Source organism: Pseudomonas sp. HLS-6 TE3448 (assembly GCF_053629555.1).
On record NZ_JBRJIO010000001.1, the window covers coordinates 547,090 to 567,500 of the forward strand.

Annotated in this window: 18 protein-coding genes, 2 tRNA genes and 2 rRNA genes (1 of these 22 running past the window's edge); 4 read left to right on the top strand and 18 right to left on the bottom strand. The window is 57.9% G+C overall.

Translation table 11 applies throughout. The features are described 5' to 3' along the window. Positions 1 to 62: 62 nt before the first annotated feature. Positions 63 to 1,079, top strand: a complete 1,017-nt coding sequence (locus AB7M23_RS02585) for an outer membrane protein assembly factor BamD (protein ID WP_065758831.1) — start codon at positions 63 to 65, stop codon at positions 1,077 to 1,079. Positions 1,080 to 1,170: 91 nt separating this feature from the next. Beyond that, complete coding sequence (locus AB7M23_RS02590) at positions 1,171 to 1,401, top strand: PP0621 family protein (RefSeq protein ID WP_065758832.1); 231 nt, start codon at positions 1,171 to 1,173, stop codon at positions 1,399 to 1,401. A 54-nt stretch (positions 1,402 to 1,455) separates the two neighbouring features. Here the strand turns inward: AB7M23_RS02590 and thiO are convergent, their stop codons facing one another. The 5 genes from thiO to pilV all read right to left on the bottom strand — a co-directional run bounded on the left by thiO (position 1,456) and on the right by pilV (position 4,750). Continuing rightward, complete coding sequence (gene thiO / locus AB7M23_RS02595; RefSeq protein WP_102053809.1) at positions 1,456 to 2,550, bottom strand: glycine oxidase ThiO; 1,095 nt, start codon at positions 2,548 to 2,550, stop codon at positions 1,456 to 1,458. A 63-nt stretch (positions 2,551 to 2,613) separates the two neighbouring features. Next, positions 2,614 to 3,027, bottom strand: a complete 414-nt coding sequence (locus tag AB7M23_RS02600; RefSeq protein ID WP_454240160.1) for a type IV pilin protein — start codon at positions 3,025 to 3,027, stop codon at positions 2,614 to 2,616. A 12-nt stretch (positions 3,028 to 3,039) separates the two neighbouring features. Continuing rightward, a complete protein-coding gene (locus AB7M23_RS02605; RefSeq protein WP_454240161.1) occupies positions 3,040 to 3,531 on the bottom strand; it encodes a pilus assembly PilX family protein in 492 nt (163 codons plus the stop codon). A gap of 20 nt (positions 3,532 to 3,551) precedes the next feature. Beyond that, a complete protein-coding gene (locus tag AB7M23_RS02610) occupies positions 3,552 to 4,208 on the bottom strand; it encodes a PilW family protein (RefSeq protein ID WP_454240162.1) in 657 nt (218 codons plus the stop codon). Further along, a complete protein-coding gene (pilV, locus tag AB7M23_RS02615; protein ID WP_102053816.1) occupies positions 4,205 to 4,750 on the bottom strand; it encodes a type IV pilus modification protein PilV in 546 nt (181 codons plus the stop codon). Before pilV ends, AB7M23_RS02610 begins: the two co-directional genes overlap by 4 nt. On the opposite strand from pilV, the gene AB7M23_RS02620 reads away from it, so the two are divergent. Beyond that, complete coding sequence (locus AB7M23_RS02620; RefSeq protein WP_454240163.1) at positions 4,682 to 5,206, top strand: GspH/FimT family pseudopilin; 525 nt, start codon at positions 4,682 to 4,684, stop codon at positions 5,204 to 5,206. The genes pilV and AB7M23_RS02620 overlap by 69 nt on opposite strands. Here the strand turns inward: AB7M23_RS02620 and ispH are convergent. From ispH to murJ, 6 genes are all read right to left on the bottom strand, one after another. After that, positions 5,183 to 6,130: a 4-hydroxy-3-methylbut-2-enyl diphosphate reductase gene (ispH, locus tag AB7M23_RS02625; RefSeq protein ID WP_454240164.1), complete on the bottom strand. Its 948-nt coding sequence runs from the start codon at positions 6,128 to 6,130 to the stop codon at positions 5,183 to 5,185. The genes AB7M23_RS02620 and ispH overlap by 24 nt on opposite strands. 14 nt (positions 6,131 to 6,144) lie before the next feature. Then, entirely contained in the window at positions 6,145 to 6,582 is a 438-nt protein-coding gene (gene fkpB, locus AB7M23_RS02630; RefSeq protein ID WP_065761571.1) for an FKBP-type peptidyl-prolyl cis-trans isomerase, read from the bottom strand. Beyond that, entirely contained in the window at positions 6,575 to 7,090 is a 516-nt protein-coding gene (gene lspA, locus AB7M23_RS02635) for a signal peptidase II (protein WP_409279450.1), read from the bottom strand. Before lspA ends, fkpB begins: the two co-directional genes overlap by 8 nt. Next, the gene (ileS, locus tag AB7M23_RS02640) at positions 7,083 to 9,914 is read right to left on the bottom strand and encodes an isoleucine--tRNA ligase (RefSeq protein ID WP_099775788.1); all 2,832 of its coding nucleotides are present in this window, start codon (positions 9,912 to 9,914) and stop codon (positions 7,083 to 7,085) included. The genes lspA and ileS overlap by 8 nt, the downstream gene beginning before the upstream one ends. Beyond that, positions 9,911 to 10,861, bottom strand: a complete 951-nt coding sequence (gene ribF / locus AB7M23_RS02645; RefSeq protein WP_099775789.1) for a bifunctional riboflavin kinase/FAD synthetase — start codon at positions 10,859 to 10,861, stop codon at positions 9,911 to 9,913. Before ribF ends, ileS begins: the two co-directional genes overlap by 4 nt. Before the next feature lie 118 nt (positions 10,862 to 10,979). After that, positions 10,980 to 12,518 carry a murein biosynthesis integral membrane protein MurJ gene (gene murJ / locus AB7M23_RS02650; protein WP_454240165.1) on the bottom strand — a complete coding sequence of 513 codons (1,539 nt, stop codon included), beginning with the start codon at positions 12,516 to 12,518 and terminating at the stop codon, positions 10,980 to 10,982. Positions 12,519 to 12,769: 251 nt separating this feature from the next. Here murJ and rpsT point away from each other — a divergent pair, with 251 nt between their 5' ends. Beyond that, a complete protein-coding gene (gene rpsT / locus AB7M23_RS02655; protein WP_065761566.1) occupies positions 12,770 to 13,042 on the top strand; it encodes a 30S ribosomal protein S20 in 273 nt (90 codons plus the stop codon). A 133-nt stretch (positions 13,043 to 13,175) separates the two neighbouring features. On the opposite strand, the gene AB7M23_RS02660 is transcribed toward rpsT, so the two are convergent. From AB7M23_RS02660 to AB7M23_RS02690, 7 genes are all read right to left on the bottom strand, one after another. Then, complete coding sequence (locus tag AB7M23_RS02660; RefSeq protein ID WP_454240166.1) at positions 13,176 to 15,476, bottom strand: MlaD family protein; 2,301 nt, start codon at positions 15,474 to 15,476, stop codon at positions 13,176 to 13,178. Continuing rightward, the gene (locus AB7M23_RS02665) at positions 15,469 to 16,092 is read right to left on the bottom strand and encodes a paraquat-inducible protein A (RefSeq protein WP_454240167.1); all 624 of its coding nucleotides are present in this window, start codon (positions 16,090 to 16,092) and stop codon (positions 15,469 to 15,471) included. The genes AB7M23_RS02660 and AB7M23_RS02665 overlap by 8 nt, the downstream gene beginning before the upstream one ends. Next, complete coding sequence (locus AB7M23_RS02670) at positions 16,079 to 16,738, bottom strand: paraquat-inducible protein A (protein WP_454240168.1); 660 nt, start codon at positions 16,736 to 16,738, stop codon at positions 16,079 to 16,081. The genes AB7M23_RS02665 and AB7M23_RS02670 overlap by 14 nt, the downstream gene beginning before the upstream one ends. 178 nt (positions 16,739 to 16,916) lie before the next feature. Next, positions 16,917 to 17,032 (bottom strand): 5S ribosomal RNA (gene rrf / locus AB7M23_RS02675). A 136-nt stretch (positions 17,033 to 17,168) separates the two neighbouring features. Beyond that, positions 17,169 to 20,058: ribosomal RNA gene (locus AB7M23_RS02680) — 23S ribosomal RNA — on the bottom strand. 244 nt (positions 20,059 to 20,302) lie between these two features. Further along, positions 20,303 to 20,378: transfer RNA gene (locus tag AB7M23_RS02685), tRNA-Ala, on the bottom strand. 30 nt (positions 20,379 to 20,408) lie between these two features. Next, a tRNA-Ile gene (locus AB7M23_RS02690) sits at positions 20,409 to 20,411 on the bottom strand; it runs 74 nt beyond the window's last position.

Here is a 20,411-nt window from a genome sequence, read left to right on the forward strand (position 1 = left end):
GTGTTCATCATAACAGGACGGCCTCGCCCAAGACAGCAGCCGTCAAAGGGACGCAAGCCGCCATGCAAGTGAAACACCTGCTGCTGATCGCCATCCTAGGACTCACTGCTGCTTGTTCTTCGAAGGAAGTCGTAGACGAAAACCTCAGCGAAGCCGAGCTTTATCAGCAGGCGCAGAGCGACCTGGACAACCATAGCTACACCAGCGCCACCGCCAAGCTCAAGGCGTTGGAGTCGCGCTACCCGTTCGGCCGCTACGCCGACCAGGCGCAGCTCGAACTGATCTACGCGAACTACAAGAACGCCGAGCCAGAGGCAGCCAAGTCCGCTGCCGAGCGGTTCATTCGTTTGCATCCACAGCACCCGAACGTCGATTACGCCTACTACCTCAAGGGCCTGACCTCGTTCGACCAGGACCGCGGCCTGCTGGCGCGGTTCCTGCCGCTGGACATGACCAAGCGTGACCCGGGCGCTGCCCGCGACTCGTACAACGAGTTCGCCCAGCTGACCAACCGCTTCCCGAACAGCCGTTATTCGCCAGACGCCAAGCAGCGCATGATCTACCTGCGCAACCTGCTGGCGGCCTATGAAATCCACGTGGCCGACTACTACCTGACCCGTCAGGCCTACGTCGCAGCGGCCAACCGCGGCCGTTACGTCGTGGAAAACTTCCAGGAAACCCCATCGGTCGGCGATGGCCTGGCCGTCATGGTTGAGGCCTACCAGCGCTTGCACCTGGACGAACTGGCAGCCAGCAGCCTGGACACCCTCAAGCTCAACTACCCCGATCACCCAAGCCTGGTTGATGGCCAGTTCGTGCCACAGCAGGAAGAAGCCGATAACCGCTCCTGGCTGTCCAAGGCAACCCTGGGCCTGATCGAAACCGATACGCCGCTGCCGCCGGGTGAAACCCGCGCCAACCAGGACGTGATCCGCCAGTACGAAGACGCCAAGGAAGCCATCCCGGAAGAATTGCTGCCCAAAGAAGGCGCGGCTGCCGAGGAAGAGAACCACGAGGCAGAAGACAGCAGCACCGATCGCTCGTGGTTCAGCCGCATGACCTTCGGTGTTTTCGACTGATCGTCACGGAAAAGATAAAGGGAGGCCAAGGCCTCCCTTTTTTTATGCCCGCCGTTAAACTGGTGGCTTAATCACTGACACGCTGGACATCATGGTTCGCTTACTTTTCTGGATTGCCCTGATTGCTGCAGCTTTTTGGCTATGGCGCAAATTCAAGGCCGGCAACGCCGCTCCTCGCGATGCCTCACCTGAGAACACCCTGAAAATGGTTCGCTGTGCGCACTGTGGCGTCCACGTGCCGAACGATCGCGCCTTGCGCCGGGGCAACGAGTGGTACTGCAGCTCCGCGCACCTGGAAAAAGGGCCGGTAGCGGATCGCTAAGCACCGCTGACGCTGGCTTTTCCAGCGTCGCGGGCTACTCGAACAGCTGTTGTTTTATATGCGACCCGCCGGAGCATACGGGCTCGGATCAATGATTGGGGCTCGCCCCAACAACAGGTCGGCAAACAATTGGCAGGACGCTGGCGCCAGTACGAGGCCATTGCGGTAGTGCCCGCAGTTCAGCCACAGCCCTTGCCAGCCGGGCACCTCACCAATGTAGGGAACACCCTCAGGGGAGCCCGGGCGCAAACCTGCCCAGTGGGCCACTGGCGTTGCATCCGCCAACGCAGGTAGCAGCTCCACCGCCGACGCCTTGAGGCTTTCCAGCGCATCTTCGGTCGGGGTTTTATCGAAACCGGCATGTTCCAGGGTACTGCCCACCAGCACATGCCCATCACGACGCGGAATCGCATAACGCCCTTTGGCCAGCACCATGCTTGGCAGGAAGTCGGCGGCACACTTGTAGAGGATCATCTGGCCCTTGACCGGCTCTACCGGCAGGTTCAACCCCAGGGAAGCCAACAACTCGCCACTCCAGGCCCCGGCGGTGAGCACCACGCAATCAGCCGCAATGGGCCCGGTCGAGGTTTCCACCCCTGTGACTGTCTCGCCGTCACGGGAGAACCCGGTAATCTCGCAATGCTCCTTCAAGACCACATTAGGCATCGCCTGCAACGCCGCCTTGAGTGACTTGACCAGCCGTGGGTTACGCACATTGGCAACGCCCGACATGTAGATAGCCCGGCTGAAACCGCTGCCCAATACCGGCACTGCCGCATACGCCTGGGCGATATCCACGGCACTCAAGGGGCGCCCTTCACGCGCGGCCCAAGCCAACGCTTCGCTTTCATCGTCCAGGTCTAGCCAGTAAAGGCCCGTGGTGTGCACTTCAGGGTCAACCCCGGTGCTGGCGAACAGACGCTCGCCCAACTGTGGATAAAAGTCCTGCGACCAGTGCGCGAGGGCCGTCACGGCCGGGCTGTAACGCCAGGGATAGAGCGGCGATACGATGCCGCCTCCCGCCCAGGAGGACTCCTTGCCCACCTCGCCCTTGTCACAGAGCACCACCTGTTCGACCTCTGCAGCCAGGTTGAACGCAGTCAGCAGGCCAATCACCCCGCCACCGACAATCACTACGTGCTTAGTCATCTGTTGATCCAATACCCGAAATGAACCGTGACGCCGCCTCGGCGCCATGAACCTGCAAAATCCTCAGTTGCCCCAGCAGTGCTCAAGGCTGTGATCCGGTGCCGCGCCTGGGTTACGGCGAATGCCGTCATGGCCAAGCGCGAAGTCCGCACAGCGATCACTCGCCATCAACGTACCTGGCCGACGCCTGGCAGAAAGCACGAAGTCTTCGGCAGTACGGCTGGCATGCAGGCTGTAGTAGTCGGTGCCAGTGGGCAGAGGGGTTACCACCGCGTCGGTATCGGCATACTGACCCGCACGTGAGCGGTGCCGCTCAAGGCTCAATGCGCTCTCGAACAACAACCCGGCGATTTCCGTGCGTGCGGCCTTTTTGACCTTTTCGCTGTAGCTGGGGTAGGCAATGCTCGCCAGAATGCCGACGACGGCGATGACAATCAACAGTTCGATCAGGGTCAGCCCCTTGCATGAGCTATTCATCGGATACCCTCTCTAAAGAATTTGTCGCCAGAGAATGCGTTGCGCCGATGCCCCATCCGCCGCCAGCGGCAAGGCCAAGGTGCTTTCCAGTACCGTGCGGGCGGAACCTTGGCGGGCGACGGCCGTGATGCGATAGAGCGTGACCGGCTTTTCGTCAGGCATGTGGGCTGCACGGGTACTGACCCCGAGCCGTTGAATCATGAACAGCCCTGAGTCCGAAGCAGACCAAACCATCCCGGAGCGCCTGCCCACGCCGTGATAGATACCCGGCACCTGCACCCGCCCCACTTCCGGTGGTGGCTGGCAGTAACGACACGGCACCAGCTCAAGCCCGGCCCGCACCTGCGCCTCGCCGTGACGCAAGGTAGCCTCAGCCCGCTCAAGCAGCTGGAGAGACATCAGCAGATTCCCCGACATGCGCTCCTGCAACAGTGCGCTGTGCAGCGATGAAAGCCCCAGCAACCCCAGCAACATCGTTAGTAGCAGGCTTAGCAACAGCACCATTCCTCGTTGCCTGCACATCGCTAAAACAACCTGTTGCGCGGAGCTGCGGTCAGTTGGTAAGTCTGCGCGGCGCCCAGCCCATGCGGATCACTCAAGGTCAGGCTCAAGTGCAGCTCGCGGGGCGCCGCGGGATCAAACATCAACCGTAACGCGCTCACATTGTTGATCAGCACCGCACTGCTACCGCCACTGCTCAGCAGGAGTTGCCGCCCCTGCAGGCGGTAGGTCTGTCGCCGTATGGGCAGTGCTATCTGCCCTGCCCCGGCGCTGCGAGCCCCTGGGTAGACGTGTGCGCTCGTCAGGCAATCGGTGACCAGCGTCCAGTCGGGTGGGCCACCCGCCTCACCAGACTCGCCAACAATCAGGCTCAGGGCGCGCAGGCTGCCGTCATTGGCGCGGTCAACACTCAGTGGTTGCCGAAAGCTATCGGCCACCGTGGCGTCGGCAAAGGTGATTGCCTCATGCCGTAAACACCCCATCATGCCGGCCATTCGGATATCCCGCGCCATACGCAGCAGTGCAAAACGGGCATCGTCCTGCAGATGCGCCGTCAGCGCCTGCGACTGCCAAACCTGAATCGCGCCCAAGAACAAGCGGCTGCAGGCCAGCATCAGCAGCAAACCCAGGCTCAATGCGATCAGCGACTCGACCAGGCTGAAACCCTTCTGGTCGTTCATGGCAAAACCCACCCGGCGATTTGCAGCACACGGGGAGCACCGCCAGCGCGGCGATCATCCCAGGTCAGCGTCACGAGCGTCTCAGCGCCAGCCTGCGCCACTTGCCCATGAGCCGATGCGCCGGCAAACGCTTCAACCTCATGGCGCAACGCTGCGCGTGCGAGGTCACTCACCTCACCGCGAGCGCGAACCTGCTCAAGCACCCCTTGCGCAACAAAAGCGCCCTGAGTGCTCATCCGCGCGCTGTCGGTGGCCTGCAATGCCCGCAACTGCAGCATGGCTGCACCGAACAAACCCAGCCCCACGACCACCAACGCCACCATTACCTCAATCAGGGTCATACCGCCCTGCGACCTCCTGGCCATATATCGCCTCCTGCGATTTTTCCACCTGCTCCAGACAACTCGGCCGACTGGACAAACTTCCCGCCGAATCTGACCCTGAAGCGAAGCACGTCCAGGGAGGAATGCCGCATGCAGCAACAGGGAGTAACACTGATTCAACTGCTGTACGCGCTGATGCTGATAACCCTGCTGCTGCATTTGGGGATACCGGCCTACAGCGATATGAGCACCCGCCTACAGCGCCAGGCGAGCGCGCAGCAACTGACTCAGGCACTGAACCATGCCCGCAGCGAAGCGCTGCAGCGCAACCAGATCGTGGTGCTACAGGCTATTGAGGGGGATTGGCGCAACGGCTGGCGCACCGTGCTGGAACAAGAAACCCGGACGCTGTTGCACGAGTATCGCGCCAGCGGCCGGGTCTTGATTGTTGGCAACCAACCACTGGCACACCAGGTGCGTTTCAGTGGCCTGGGCACACCGCTACAGGGCAGTGGAGCCTTTCTGGCGGGCACCTTGCACGTCTGTGAAGATGCCACTGCCAGAAGCCATTATCAGGTCGTACTGTCCCGCTCGGGTCGGGTCAGCCTGAGGCAGGCTTTGCATGAGCAGCCGCTGTGTGCGGCTGCCGGGTCAGGTCAGCGAACGCACCCGTAGCTCTTTGGGCATCGAGAAGGTGATGTTCTCTTCACGCCCATCCAGCTCTTCAGCCCCCGTCGCCCCCCACGCCTGCAGTTGCTGAATCACACCACGCACCAGCACTTCAGGAGCAGAAGCACCCGCCGTGATACCGACTCGCTCAACACCGTCGAACCAGCTACGTTGCAGGTCTTCGGCGCCATCGATCAGGTAGGCCGGGGTCGACATGCGCTCAGCCAACTCACGCAGACGATTGGAGTTGGAGCTGTTAGGGCTACCGACTACCAAAACGACGTCACACTCGTCGGCAAGCTGCTTGACGGCATCCTGGCGGTTCTGGGTGGCGTAGCAGATGTCATCCTTGCGCGGGCCACCGATGCTTGGGAAACGCGTACGCAGTGCATCGATAACGCGGCTGGTGTCATCCATCGACAAGGTGGTCTGAGTGACGAATGCCAGGCGCTCCGGGTTAATAACCTGGAGGTTCGCGACATCTTCCTCATCCTCGACCAGGTAGATGGCACCGCCATTGGCCGAGTCATACTGGCCCATGGTGCCTTCGACTTCCGGATGCCCGGCGTGGCCAATCAAGATGCACTCCCTGCCGTCGCGGCTATAACGCGCCACTTCGATATGCACCTTGGTCACCAATGGACAGGTGGCATCGAAAACCTTCAGGCCGCGCCCCGCTGCTTCCTGGCGTACCGCCTGGGAAACACCGTGGGCACTGAAGATGACGATGACGTCATCGGGCACTTGCTCCAGCTCTTCGACGAAAATCGCGCCGCGTGCGCGCAGGTCTTCAACGACAAACTTGTTGTGCACCACTTCATGGCGCACATAGATCGGCGGACCGAAGACTTCCAGGGCACGGTTGACGATTTCAATCGCCCGATCCACGCCGGCACAGAAACCACGAGGGTTGGCGAGTTTGATTTGCATGGAGTGCTCCTGGCTCAAAGCGCCTTGACCCCGAGGATTTCCACCTCGAAGCTCAAGGTCTTGCCGGCCAGCGGATGGTTGAAGTCGATGGTGACCTGAGCATCGTCAAAGGCTTTTACAACGCCAGGCAACTCGGCATTGGCCGCGTCGTTGAAGATCACCAGCAGGCCTTCGGACAATTCCATGTCGTTGAACGAGGAGCGCGGCATGACCTGAACGTTCTGCGGGTTGGGTTGGCCAAACGCGCTTTCCGGCGCAACGGTCACGGTGCGCTTGTCACCGGCTTTGAAACCGAACAAGGCGGCCTCAAAACCTGGCAACAGGTTGCCGTCGCCGACCTTGAAGACCGCTGGCGCCTTGTCGAATGTGCTGTCGACAGTGTCGCCGTTTTCCAGATGCAGCGCGAAGTGCAGGGTAACTTCGGTGTTCTGGCCGATACGGATGTCAGTCATGGACGGGTTCTCCGGACTTTTTACTTTTGAACATGTCCAGCGCCAACATTACCGCGCCAACGGTAATCGCGCTGTCGGCCAGGTTGAAGGCCGGGAAATACCAACGGTTCTGCCAGTGCACCAGAATGAAATCGATCACATGGCCCAGAACGATACGGTCGTACAGGTTGCCCAGCGCGCCACCCAGCACCAGCGCCAGGGCAACGGCCAGCCAGGTGTCGTTGCGCCCAAGACGCTTGAGCCAGACGACCAGTACCGCACTGACGACCAGGGCAATCAGGGCAAACAGCCAGCGCTGCCAGCCCGAGCTGTCTGCCAGGAAGCTGAATGCGGCGCCGGTGTTGTAGGCCAGGGTCCAGCTGAAGTAGTCCGGAATGACCACAATTTGCTGGTACAGGCTCAGTGAGCCCTCAAAGTAGAACTTGCTGGCCTGGTCAAGGACCAGGACCAGCACGCTCAACCAGAGCCAGCTGAGGCGCCCGAAGCGCCCCACGGCAGGGTTAGGCATAGTGACGCACCTCACCAGTGCCGCTGATGTTGTCGACACAACGGCCGCAGATTTCCGGATGCTCAGGGTTCACACCCACGTCCTCACGGAAGTGCCAGCAACGGCCACACTTGGTGTAACCCGACTTGACCACCTTGAGTTTCAGGCCTGCCACTTCGGTAACCACGGCATCGGCCGGTGCCTGCACGAACGGTGCAACGCTGGCAGCAGAGGTGATCAGTACAAAACGCAGCTCGTTGCTGAGCTTGCCCAGATCAGCGGACAAGGCTTCATCGGCAAACAGGGTCACTTCAGCTTGCAGGTTGCCACCAATGGCCTTGGCTGCACGCTGGTTCTCCAGCTCCTTGTTGACCGCCGCTTTGACCGCCATGATCCGGTCCCAATAGGCACGGCCCAGCTCGAAGCCTTCTGGCAGCTCGCTCAGGCCCTGGTACCAGGTGTTGAGCATTACCGACTCGTTACGCTCGCCCGGCAGGTACTGCCACAGCTCGTCAGCGGTGAAGGCCAGGATCGGCGCGATCCAGCGCACCAGCGCCTCACTGATGTGGTACAGCGCGGTCTGGCAGGAGCGCCGTGCGACACTGTTGGCACCCGTGGTGTACTGACGGTCCTTGATGATGTCCAGATAGAAACCACCCAGCTCCTGCACGCAGAAGTTGTGAACCTTGGAGTAGACGTTCCAGAAACGGTACTCGCCGTAGTGCTCTTCAAGCTCGCGTTGCAGTATCAGGGTGCGGTCCACGGCCCAACGGTCCAGCGCCAGCATGTCTTCAGCAGGCAGCAGATCGGTCGCCGGGTCGAAACCGGACAGGTTCGACAGCAGGAAGCGCGCGGTGTTACGGATACGACGGTAGGCGTCAGCACTGCGCTGCAGGATCTGATCGGAAACCGCCATTTCGCCGGAGTAGTCCGTGGCCGATACCCACAGACGCATGATGTCGGCACCCAGGGTGTCATTGACCTTCTGCGGCTCGATGGTGTTACCCAGCGACTTGGACATCTTGCGACCGTTTTCGTCGACGGTGAAACCGTGCGTCAGCAGCTCGCGGTACGGTGCGTGGTTGTCGATGGCGCAACCGGTCAGCAACGAGGAGTGGAACCAGCCACGGTGCTGGTCGGAACCTTCCAGGTACAGGTCTGCACGCGGGCCGCTTTCGTGACCGACATTATGCGAGCCACGCAGTACGTGCCAGTGAGTGGTGCCTGAGTCGAACCAGACGTCGAGCGTATCGGCGATCTTGTCGTACTGGGCGGCCTCTTCACCAATCAGCTCGGCGGCATCCATCTTGAACCAGGCTTCAATACCTTCCTGCTCGACGCGCTTGGCCACTTCTTCCATCAGCTCAACGGTGCGCGGGTGCAGCTCACCGGTCTGTTTATGCAGGAAGAACGGAATCGGGACGCCCCAGTTACGCTGACGCGAGATGCACCAGTCCGGGCGGTTGGCGATCATCGAATGCAGGCGCGCCTGGCCCCAGGCCGGCACGAACTTGGTGTCTTCAATGGCCTTGATCGCGCGCTGACGCAGGGTGTCGCCCTGATCTGGCTGCTTGTCCATGCCCACGAACCACTGCGCGGTGGCGCGGTAGATCAGCGGGGTCTTGTGACGCCAGCAGTGCATGTAGCTGTGGCTGATGGTTTCGGTATGCATCAGCGCACCGACTTCAGACAGCTTTTCAACGATCGCCGGGTTGGCCTTCCAGATGAACTGGCCGCCAAAGAACGGCAGCGACTCGACATACACACCGTTGCTCTGCACCGGCGTGAGGATGTCGTCGTTGGACATGCCGTAGCGCTTGCAGGTGACGAAGTCGTCCTCGCCGTAGGCAGGCGCGGAGTGAACCACACCCGTACCGGCGCCCAGCTCAACGTACTCGGCCAGGTAAACCGGCGACAAACGGTCGTAGAACGGGTGACGGAAGTTGATCAGGTCCAGCGCAGCGCCTGGCGCGGTAGCGATGACGCTGCCTTCCAGCTTGTAGCGGCTCAGGCAGGACTCAACCAGTTCCTCGGCCAGTACCAGCAGCTTGTCACCGACATCAACCAGCGCGTAGTTGAACTCAGGGTGAACGTTCAGCGCCTGGTTGGCCGGAATGGTCCACGGCGTGGTGGTCCAGATCACGATCGAGGCAGGCTTGGCCAGTGCACCGAGACCGAAGGCCGCAGCCAGCTTGGCCTCATCGACGATCGGGAATGCCACGTCGATGGTTTGCGATTTCTTGTCGGCGTACTCGACTTCCGCCTCGGCCAGTGCCGAACCACAGTCGAAACACCAGTTCACGGGCTTCAAGCCCTTGAACACGAAGCCGTGTTTGACCATTTCCGCCAGCGCGCGGATTTCACCGGCTTCGTTGGCGAAGTTCATGGTCTTGTAGGGATTGTCCCAGTCACCCAGGACACCCAGGCGGATGAACTCGGTCTTCTGGCCTTCGATCTGCTCGGCAGCATAGGCGCGGCACAGCTCGCGGGTTTTGTCTGCGGTCAGGTGCTTGCCATGGGTCACTTCGACCTTGTGCTCAATCGGCAGGCCGTGGCAGTCCCAACCCGGTACATACGGCGCGTCATAGCCGGCCAGGGTCTTGGAGCGGACGATCATGTCCTTGAGAATCTTGTTCAGCGCATGACCGATATGAATCTTGCCGTTGGCATAGGGTGGACCGTCGTGCAGTACGAACTTCGGACGATCCTTGCCAATCTCACGCAGCTTCTGGTACAGGCCAATGCTGTCCCAGCGCTGCAGGATCTGCGGTTCGCGCTGTGGCAGGCCGGCCTTCATTGGGAAGGCGGTGTCCGGAAGGTTAAGCGTGGCTTTATAGTCGGTCATTTCAGGCTCTTCGTTAGCGGTTGAGCGTGCCAATGGGCACGTGCGGCGGCGATATCCGCATCGATCGCCGACTTAAGCGCCTCCAGGGAGGCGAAACGCTGCTCGTCGCGCAGCTTGTGGTGGAATACCACCGTCAAACGCCGGCCATACAGGTCGCCGGCAAAATCCAGAAGGTGTATTTCCAGGTGGGCACTGCCATCACCTGAAACAGTGGGCCGTACGCCAATATTGGCGACGCCCGGCCAACGCTGGCCATCAATTTCGGCGCTGGCCAGATAAACGCCCGTCAACGGCACACGACGCCGCTTGAGCTGGACATTCGCGGTAGGGGTGCCCAACTGACGCGCCAGCTTCTGGCCGTGCAGCACCCGCCCGGTAATACGGTAAGGCCGTCCCAGCAACCGCTCGGCCAAGGCAAAGTCGGCGTCGGCCAAGGCATTGCGTACCTCGGTACTGCTAACCCGGAAACCGTCGAGCTCAACCGTTTGGGCTGCTTCGACGGTAAATCCGTAAGTGGCCCCGGCTTGCTCCAGGAACGAGAAATCGCCTGCCCGGTCACAGCCAAAGCGAAAATCGTCACCGACCTCCAGATGCTGCACCCCCAGGCCATCGACCAGAATGGTCTCGACGAACTCGGCGGCGCTGAGCTTGCTCAAGCGCTGGTTGAAGGCCAGGCAAAGCACCCGGTCGATACCTTCAGCCGCCAACAGGGCAACCTTGTCACGCAGCCGCGCAAGACGAGCTGGCGCTGTGTCCGGCGCAAAGTATTCGCGCGGCTGTGGCTCGAATATCACCACACAGCTAGGAACACCCAGCGCCGCCGCCCGCTCGCGCAGACGTGCCAGGATTGCCTGGTGGCCACGGTGGACACCGTCAAAGTTGCCAATAGTGGCGACACAGCCCCGGTGCTGGGGGCGCAGGTTGTGAAGGCCTCGAACCAGCTGCATAACGCACTTCTTGATCATAAAGTGGCCGATTATAACCACACCCGCGCGCTGACGACAGGCAGCAGCGTGCTGCGTTTATCGTCAACGCCAAAAACCGACGTCTGACCGACGTCGCCCATTAATGCAATGCCTTGCGCGCAAAGTCCCGCGGGCGGAAACCAAACAGGAACAAACAACCAAAATAGGTGGCAATGCCAGCGCCAATCAACACCCCGAGGCGCAGGAAGCGGGCAAGCATCTGCCCTTGTTCCCAGGCAGGCATCAGCTTCATCCCCACGACCAGCACACCGGCCATCAGCAGGACCGCTACCAGCAATTTGAGCAGGAACACAGCCCAGCCAGGCTGTGGCTGGAAGAGGTCTTGCTGGCGCAGTTTCCAATAGAGCAGGCCGGCATTGAGACAGGCGCCGACACTGATCGCCAACGCCAGACCGGCGTGCTGCAGATGCGAAATAAACGCCAGGTTGAGCAACTGGGTCGTCACCAAGGTGAAAATTGCGATTTTCACCGGCGTACGAATGTTCTGTTGGGCATAAAAACCAGGCGCCAGCACTTTGACCAGAATGATCCCGAGCAGGCCAACCGAGTAGGCGATCAACGCGCGCTGGGTCATTGCAGCATCGAAGGCACTGAATTTGCCGTACTGGAACAACGACACGGTCAAGGGCTCAGCCAGAATCGCCAGGGCGAAGGTACACGGCAGCACCAGCAGGAAGCAAAGCCGCAGGCCCCAGTCGAGAATCCGCGAATATTCGTGACGGTCCTTGTTGGCGTAGGTCTTGGCCAGGGTCGGCAAGAGGATCGTGCCCAAAGCGACACCCAGCACCCCAGAGGGCAGTTCCATCAGGCGGTCGGCGTAGTACATCCAGGACACGGAGCCCGCCACCAGAAAAGAGGCAAAGATCGTATTGATGATCAGCGAAATCTGGCTGACCGATACCCCGAGGATCGCCGGCAGCATCTGTTTCAACACACGCCACACGCCGCTGTCCCGCAGATTCAGGCGCGGCAGAACGAGCATGCCGATCTTTTTCAGGTGAGGCAGTTGATAAAGCAACTGCAACAGCCCGCCTGCCAGCACCGCCCAGCCCAGGGCCATGACCGGCGGATTGAAGTAAGGTGTGAGGAACAACGCAAAAAAGATCATTGCCACGTTAAGCAGCGTCGGCACGAAGGCCGGCACCGAGAAACGGTTCCAGGTGTTAAGGATCGCGCCCGCCAGAGAAGACAGCGAGATCAGCAGTATATAAGGGAACGTGACACGCAACAGGTCGGTGGTGAGCTCGAACTTTTCAGGGCTGTCGACAAAACCCGGTGCCGTTATCCAGATCACCCAAGGCGCTGCGATGATCCCCAGCGCCGTGACCACGGCCAGCACCAACGTCAAAAGCCCTGCGATATACGCGACAAACGTACGTGTCGCCTCTTCGCCCTGCTGGCTTTTGTATTCGGCCAGAATAGGTACGAAAGCCTGAGAGAACGCGCCTTCGGCGAAGATCCGCCGCAGCAGGTTAGGCAGTTTGAAGGCAATGAAGAAGGCATCGGTGGCCACGCCGGCACCAAAGATGCGCGCCAGTATGGTGTCGCGGACGAAGCCCAGCACCCGTGAAACCATGGTGATGGAACTGACGGCGGCCAAGGATTTGAGCAAATTCATCGAGAGATTTTCACGCCTGTAGACGAAGGGTTGGGCATCTGAGCGCGCGGATATGCGATAATCCGCGCCGCATCCGCGATGCCGAGTGAAAACGACCGAGTTTACAGGTCATGTGCCAGAAGGGAATCATCTCCGTGGTTACATCGACCGCTTAGCAGAAGGGCATATGTACCCTTGACAACTGCTTAACTCATCGGCATGATTCGCGGCCTATTTTGTTTGCTATTTAAAGTCTTTCGAGGAGCTCGACGGTGGCCAACTCACCTTCCGCCAAAAAACGTGCAAAACAGGCTGAGAAGCGTCGCAGCCACAACGCCAGCCTGCGTTCCATGGTCCGTACCTACATCAAAAACGTAGTTAAGGCCATCGACACAAAAGACGCTGACAAAGCACAAGCCGCTTACGTTCTGGCTGTCCCTGTAATCGACCGTATGGCCGACAAGGGCATCATCCACAAGAACAAGGCAGCTCGTCATAAGAGCCGTCTGAATGGCCACATCAAGGCGCTGAAAACTGCTGCCTAAGTGACCTGCTTGTAAAAAAACCGACCTTAGGGTCGGTTTTTTGTTGCCTGCGTTTTGTCATTGCCCTGCCCTACCTCACACTGAAGGCATGGGAGCCGGAACCCAGCCCCCACTGCTCCAGCACTTAGACGGCCTATTTACCGATCTGGATCTTTGGCGCCCACTGCAGCCACTCATCCTCAGCCTTATCGAACAAGGCGAAGGTCTGCTTAGGCAGCGCCGGATTACCCATCTTTTCCCCGTCCGGGGTCGCAAACGCAATCCCACCCTCAATCAGCGTTTCCAGCGACTCAGTACGCACGGTTGCGCCCTTGAACAGCCCGAAGTCCATGCCAAAGCCGCTGCTGTTCCAGAACCGGCTACCACCACGCACCAGTGAGGCATAACGCGGCTCGATCAGGATATGGATCAACACGCGATCGGCTGTTTGACCCAGTTCGTACCCTGTGACCTTGCCTACCGTGATTTCACGATAGGTCACAGGAACGCCTGGCTTAATCGAACCTCGGCGCGCAGCACTCAATACCAACGCGAGCCCTGCTTCACGCTCGGTGCGGTCAGGCGCCTCGGCCAGCGCGACAAAGTTGCGTTGCGGCCCCTGATTCTTCACCGCGGGCAAAACTTCAAGATACTGACCAGTAACCAACGTCTCCAGATTGGCAGTCTTGACGATACCCAGTGCCGGCTTCACCACCCAGAACTGCGTTCCGACCCGCGCAATACGATCAGGCACTTCGGTAATACGCGCCTTGAGCATGACCGACTCCAGATCATCACTCAGCCTGACATCTTCAACCTTGCCAATGTCCAGGCCCTTGAAGCGAATAGGCGTACCCGCCTTGAGCCCGTCGGCGCGCTCCACCTTGATCATCACGGTGACGCCACTACGGTTCGCCGCCTCTTGATCAAGGTGCAGTTTGAACCGTGGAACCCGACGTTTTAGCGGTACATCCGGTGTCGGGGTATCAAAAGCGATACCGCCAGCCATCAGACTCTGCAAGGACTCACTCTTGATCTGGATACCAGAGAGACCTCCACTCAGGGTAATGCCGCTGGCATTCCAGAAGCGTGTCGAGCCATTAACCAGATTGGCGTACTCTTTTTCGATATGGACACCAATCAGCAGACGCTTATGCGTTTTTGAGAACTGATAGCTCTGCACGGTACCGACCTTGACCTGACGGTAGAGGATTGGGCTACCGACCTCCAGCGAACCCAGGCTGTCGCTAAACAGCACCAGGTGCAAACCAGGCGCTTTCAGATCCAACGGTGGTGCCTTGGCGCGCGCCTCAAACTCCCGCTGTGGCAAAGCGCCTTTATCGCCCGGGCGAATTGCAATGTAGTTCCCCTTGACCAGAGCCTCCAGCCCGGTGATACCGGCCAGCGAGATCGACGGCTTGACCACCCAGAACTGGGTTCCCGCAACCAGGTAGTCTTCCGCCAACGGGTCCAGGGTCAGCTCGGCCGTAGCACTGGAAAGATCAGGGTCTACCTTGAGCGTTTTGAGCGAACCGACCTGAATACCCTTGTACATCACCGGCGTTCTGCCGGCCTGCAAACCTTCAAAGTCACTCAGGGTGACCTTGACCTTGATGCCTGCCTGCGCAGCATCAAAGTCCTCGTACAAACGGAATGGCAGGTTGGTATCTGTGGGCGGGCTGTCTTTGCGGTGCTCTGGCGTGGCAAAGGCGATACCACCCGCCACGATACTGGCCAACGACTCACTGCGAACCTTCACGCCGGAAAGATTGGCATCAATACTGATGCCGCTGGCATTCCAGAAACGCGTGTGCTTGCGAACAAGGTTTGCATAGGCCGGCGCAATAAATACCTTGAGCTCAACGATGCCCTGGTCTTCGGCAAGACGGTAGCTCTTCACTCGCCCCACCTGAATCTGCTTGTAGAACACCGGGCTGTCCCGATTGAGCGAACCCAGTCGATCGGCCTTGAGCGTCAGGTGCAAACCTGGCTCGTTGTCAGAGAGCGGTGGCGCCTCGGCCAGCGCTTTGAAGCGCCGGGTTTGCTCACCGTCACCAGGGCTCACAGCGATGTAATTACCCGAGACCAAGGTTTCCAGCCCGGTAATACCCGCCAGGCTTACACTCGGCTTCACCAGCCAGAAACGCGTATTGGTGCGCAGCTGAGACTCAGCAGCCTTGTTCATCTCAATTGTGGCAATCACACCGGTGTTACTGCCCTTGGCATCAAGCACCAGGTTCTTCACCTTGCCGACTGGCATGCCCTTGTAAACCACTTCAGTCTTGTTGACGACGATGCCCTCGCCACTCTGGAAGCGAACCTCGATGTCGACTCCCGACTCACGGTAAGCCTGCCAACCAAGCCAACCACCAATGACCAAAGCGATCAGAGGCAGTATCCAGATAGCAGACCAGTTCGAGGCAGGGCGGGTTTTAGCCGTAGGCAAATCACTCATTGTCGTCATCCGACTCCGTGTTGTCCCAGATCAGTCGGGGATCGAAAGTTACTGCAGCGAGCATTGTCAGAATCACCACGCTAGCGAAAGCGACAGCACCCAGATTGGCTTCAACACTGGCGATGCGGCCGAAATTAACCACCGCCACCAGAATGGCAATGACGAAGATATCCAGCATCGACCAGCGTCCGATGAATTCGATGAAACGGTACATCACTATTCGCTGACGAGCAGAAAGCGGCTGATGACGCTGCACCGAGTACAACAACAGCGCAATCCCTACCAGCTTGAAGGTCGGCACCAGGATACTGGCGACAAATACCACTCCGGCAATCGGAAACATTCCGTGCTTCATTAGCGTGATGACGCCAGACATGATGGTATCGGGACTGCCCTGCCCCAATGTACTGACTGTCATGATCGGCAAGATGTTGGCAGGGATGTAAAGAATGGCAGCGGTGATGAGCAGCGCCCAGGTTCGTATCAGACTGTTCGGGCGTCGCGCATGCACCAGTGCACCGCAACGCGTGCAGACCTGTTCATCGGTATCAGGCTCCTGCCGATTCAGCTCGTGGCATTCGATACAAATCAGGATGCCTGCATCAATTGCCCGCATGAAGGTCCTCCCCGGATAAAGCCACCCAAATCTGGTGAGGTGACATCACCACCTCCAGCCATACCTGAACCAGCAATAAACTCACAAAACAGACAAGACCAAGCCCCAGACTCAACTCGGCAAGATCGACCAGCTTGACGATGGCGACCAGTACGCCCATGAAGTAAACCTCAAGCATGCCCCAGTCGCGCATATGGTGGTACATACGGTACAGCAGCAGCCCATAGCTGCGCCCAACATCCAACCTGATGCTGAGCAGTACAGCGAGCTGACATAACAGCTTGAGCAAAGGGATTGCCATGCTGCACAGAAACACCACGATAGCGATTTCACGCATGCCACTGTCATACAACCCGAGGACACCACTCCAGACTGTGTCGTCAGAAGTTTGCCCCAACAGGTGGAGCTGCATGATCGGAAGGAAATTCGCGGGCACATAGAGGAGAAGCGCAGCAAGCACCAAGGCCATACTGCGCTCAACTACATTATGTCGATGCGCATAGAGCTCATAGCCGCAGCGAGGACACTGCGCCTTCTCATTGTGCTTGAGCACGGGCTTGTGCATCAGCAGGTCGCACTCATGACAAGCTACCAGTTGGTCCAGCGGCAGGTCTGCGAGTGGATCGGAATGGGCAGGATCAGGCATGAATGAATTCTGAGTAAAAACGTCGACCTCTATTCTAGTGTTCCAACTCAAATTGTGGGAACACAACCAAAGATCGACCGGGAAAGGGCCACCGTCAAAACCGGCGTTACCGACAAGCTTTGGAGGCGAAAAGACAAAACCCCTACCTGCATGTGCAGATAGGGGTTTCGGAATTTAATCTTGACGATGACCTACTCTCACATGGGGAAACCCCACACTACCATCGGCGATGCATCGTTTCACTGCTGAGTTCGGGATGGGATCAGGTGGTTCCAATGCTCTATGGTCGTCAAGAAATTCTGTGTACCAGACCGTCTTTCGACGCTCCAGCAAATCGGGTATGTGATAGTTGTGAGTCGCAAACTTTCGGTTCGTTTCGTCTTCACAACACCGCAATCTGGCCTTTCGACGCAAATTGCTTGGGTGTTATATGGTCAAGCCTCACGGGCAATTAGTATTGGTTAGCTCAATGCCTCACAGCACTTACACACCCAACCTATCAACGTCGTAGTCTTCGACGGCCCTTCAGGGAGCTCAAGGCTCCAGTGAGATCTCATCTTGAGGCAAGTTTCCCGCTTAGATGCTTTCAGCGGTTATCTCTTCCGAACATAGCTACCCGGCAATGCCACTGGCGTGACAACCGGAACACCAGAGGTTCGTCCACTCCGGTCCTCTCGTACTAGGAGCAGCCCCTCTCAAATCTCAAACGTCCACGGCAGATAGGGACCGAACTGTCTCACGACGTTCTAAACCCAGCTCGCGTACCACTTTAAATGGCGAACAGCCATACCCTTGGGACCGGCTTCAGCCCCAGGATGTGATGAGCCGACATCGAGGTGCCAAACACCGCCGTCGATATGAACTCTTGGGCGGTATCAGCCTGTTATCCCCGGAGTACCTTTTATCCGTTGAGCGATGGCCCTTCCATACAGAACCACCGGATCACTAAGACCTACTTTCGTACCTGCTCGACGTGTCTGTCTCGCAGTCAAGCGCGCTTTTGCCTTTATACTCTACGACCGATTTCCGACCGGTCTGAGCGCACCTTCGTACTCCTCCGTTACTCTTTAGGAGGAGACCGCCCCAGTCAAACTACCCACCATACACTGTCCTCGATCCGGATGACGGACCTGAGTTAGAACCTCAAAGTTGCCAGGGTGGTATTTCAAGGATGGCTCCACGCGAACTGGCGTCCACGCTTCAAAGCCTCCCACCTATCCTACACAAGCAAATTCAAAGTCCAGTGCAAAGCTATAGTAAAGGTTCACGGGGTCTTTCCGTCTAGCCGCGGATACACTGCATCTTCACAGCGATTTCAATTTCACTGAGTCTCGGGTGGAGACAGCGCCGCCATCGTTACGCCATTCGTGCAGGTCGGAACTTACCCGACAAGGAATTTCGCTACCTTAGGACCGTTATAGTTACGGCCGCCGTTTACCGGGGCTTCGATCAAGAGCTTCGCGTTAGCTAACCCCATCAATTAACCTTCCGGCACCGGGCAGGCGTCACACCCTATACGTCCACTTTCGTGTTTGCAGAGTGCTGTGTTTTTAATAAACAGTCGCAGCGGCCTGGTATCTTCGACCGGCATGGGCTTACGGAGCAAGTCCTTCACCCTCACCGGCGCACCTTCTCCCGAAGTTACGGTGCCATTTTGCCTAGTTCCTTCACCCGAGTTCTCTCAAGCGCCTTGGTATTCTCTACCCAACCACCTGTGTCGGTTTGGGGTACGGTTCCTGGTTATCTGAAGCTTAGAAGCTTTTCTTGGAAGCATGGCATCAACCACTTCGCGCTCTAAAGAGCACTCGTCATCAGCTCTCGGCCTTAAGATCCCGGATTTACCTAAGATCTCAGCCTACCACCTTAAACTTGGACAACCAACGCCAAGCTGGCCTAGCCTTCTCCGTCCCTCCATCGCAATAACCAGAAGTACAGGAATATTAACCTGTTTTCCATCGACTACGCTTTTCAGCCTCGCCTTAGGGACCGACTAACCCTGCGTCGATTAACGTTGCGCAGGAAACCTTGGTCTTTCGGCGTGGGAGTTTTTCACTCCCATTGTCGTTACTCATGTCAGCATTCGCACTTCTGATACCTCCAGCAAGCTTCTCAACTCACCTTCACAGGCTTACAGAACGCTCCTCTACCGCGTCACCTAAGTGACACCCGTAGCTTCGGTGCATGGTTTGAGCCCCGTTACATCTTCCGCGCAGGCCGACTCGACTAGTGAGCTATTACGCTTTCTTTAAAGGGTGGCTGCTTCTAAGCCAACCTCCTAGCTGTCTAAGCCTTCCCACATCGTTTCCCACTTAACCATGACTTTGGGACCTTAGCTGACGGTCTGGGTTGTTTCCCTTTTCACGACGGACGTTAGCACCCGCCGTGTGTCTCCCATGCTCGGCACTTGTAGGTATTCGGAGTTTGCATCGGTTTGGTAAGTCGGGATGACCCCCTAGCCGAAACAGTGCTCTACCCCCTACAGTGATACATGAGGCGCTACCTAAATAGCTTTCGAGGAGAACCAGCTATCTCCGAGCTTGATTAGCCTTTCACTCCGATCCACAGGTCATCCGCTAACTTTTCAACGGTAGTCGGTTCGGTCCTCCAGTCAGTGTTACCTAACCTTCAACCTGCCCATGGATAGATCGCCCGGTTTCGGGTCTATACCCAGCGACTAAACGCCCTATTAAGACTCGCTTTCGCTACGCCTCCCCTATTCGGTTAAGCTCGCCACTGAATATAAGTCGCTGACCCATTATACAAAAGGTACGCAGTCACCTAACAAGTAGGCTCCCACTGCTTGTACGCATACGGTTTCAGGATCTATTTCACTCCCCTCTCCGGGGTTCTTTTCGCCTTTCCCTCACGGTACTAGTTCACTATCGGTCAGTCAGTAGTATTTAGCCTTGGAGGATGGTCCCCCCATATTCAGACAAAGTTTCTCGTGCTCCGTCCTACTCGATTTCATTGATAAGAGATTTTCGCGTACAGGGCTATCACCCACTATGGCCGCACTTTCCAGAGCGTTCCGCTAATCTCAAATCAACTTAAGGGCTAGTCCCCGTTCGCTCGCCACTACTAAGGGAATCTCGGTTGATTTCTTTTCCTCAGGGTACTTAGATGTTTCAGTTCCCCTGGTTCGCCTCTTGCACCTATGTATTCAGTACAAGATACCTAGGTTATCCTAGGTGGGTTCCCCCATTCAGAGATCTCCGGATCAAAGTCTGTTTGCCGACTCCCCGAAGCTTATCGCAGGCTACCACGTCTTTCATCGCCTCTGACTGCCAAGGCATCCACCGTATGCGCTTCTTCACTTGACCATATAACCCCAAGCAATCTGGTTATACTGTGAAGACGACATTCGCCGAAAATTCGCAATACTCTTAAAGACTTAAGAGACACTCACAAATTTTACCTTAGCCTGAATAAACACCAGTGAAAGTGCTATTCAGTCTATTTCTATCACATACCCAAATTTTTAAAGAACGATTCTGAAAAAGTTCAGAAATCAATATTCGACGCGAATATTCATTTCTAAGCTTTGACGTGGTAAGCAAGTGGAGATGGTGGAGCCAAGCGGGATCGAACCGCTGACCTCCTGCGTGCAAGGCAGGCGCTCTCCCAGCTGAGCTATGGCCCCGTATTGCTACAGGCTTTCACCACAAGTAATTGG

What these genes read in the sequence shown, in the direction of transcription:
- ribF (WP_099775789.1), bottom strand. Translation starts at nt 10,861, where the DNA reads ATGCAGCTGGTTCGAGGCCTTCACAACCTGCGCCCCCAGCACCGGGGC.
- ileS (WP_099775788.1), bottom strand. Translation starts at nt 9,914, where the DNA reads ATGACCGACTATAAAGCCACGCTTAACCTTCCGGACACCGCCTTCCCA.
- murJ (WP_454240165.1), bottom strand. Translation starts at nt 12,518, where the DNA reads ATGAATTTGCTCAAATCCTTGGCCGCCGTCAGTTCCATCACCATGGTT.
- lspA (WP_409279450.1), bottom strand. Translation starts at nt 7,090, where the DNA reads ATGCCTAACCCTGCCGTGGGGCGCTTCGGGCGCCTCAGCTGGCTCTGG.
- AB7M23_RS02585 (WP_065758831.1), top strand. Translation starts at nt 63, where the DNA reads ATGCAAGTGAAACACCTGCTGCTGATCGCCATCCTAGGACTCACTGCT.
- AB7M23_RS02665 (WP_454240167.1), bottom strand. Translation starts at nt 16,092, where the DNA reads ATGCGGGCAATTGATGCAGGCATCCTGATTTGTATCGAATGCCACGAG.
- pilV (WP_102053816.1), bottom strand. Translation starts at nt 4,750, where the DNA reads ATGCAGCAGCAGGGTTATCAGCATCAGCGCGTACAGCAGTTGAATCAG.
- ispH (WP_454240164.1), bottom strand. Translation starts at nt 6,130, where the DNA reads ATGCAAATCAAACTCGCCAACCCTCGTGGTTTCTGTGCCGGCGTGGAT.
- AB7M23_RS02660 (WP_454240166.1), bottom strand. Translation starts at nt 15,476, where the DNA reads ATGAGTGATTTGCCTACGGCTAAAACCCGCCCTGCCTCGAACTGGTCT.
- AB7M23_RS02605 (WP_454240161.1), bottom strand. Translation starts at nt 3,531, where the DNA reads ATGGTGCTGTTGCTAAGCCTGCTACTAACGATGTTGCTGGGGTTGCTG.
- AB7M23_RS02610 (WP_454240162.1), bottom strand. Translation starts at nt 4,208, where the DNA reads ATGAACGACCAGAAGGGTTTCAGCCTGGTCGAGTCGCTGATCGCATTG.
- AB7M23_RS02600 (WP_454240160.1), bottom strand. Translation starts at nt 3,027, where the DNA reads ATGAATAGCTCATGCAAGGGGCTGACCCTGATCGAACTGTTGATTGTC.
- AB7M23_RS02670 (WP_454240168.1), bottom strand. Translation starts at nt 16,738, where the DNA reads ATGCCTGATCCTGCCCATTCCGATCCACTCGCAGACCTGCCGCTGGAC.
- thiO (WP_102053809.1), bottom strand. Translation starts at nt 2,550, where the DNA reads ATGACTAAGCACGTAGTGATTGTCGGTGGCGGGGTGATTGGCCTGCTG.
- fkpB (WP_065761571.1), bottom strand. Translation starts at nt 6,582, where the DNA reads ATGACTGACATCCGTATCGGCCAGAACACCGAAGTTACCCTGCACTTC.
- AB7M23_RS02620 (WP_454240163.1), top strand. Translation starts at nt 4,682, where the DNA reads ATGCAGCAACAGGGAGTAACACTGATTCAACTGCTGTACGCGCTGATG.
- AB7M23_RS02590 (WP_065758832.1), top strand. Translation starts at nt 1,171, where the DNA reads ATGGTTCGCTTACTTTTCTGGATTGCCCTGATTGCTGCAGCTTTTTGG.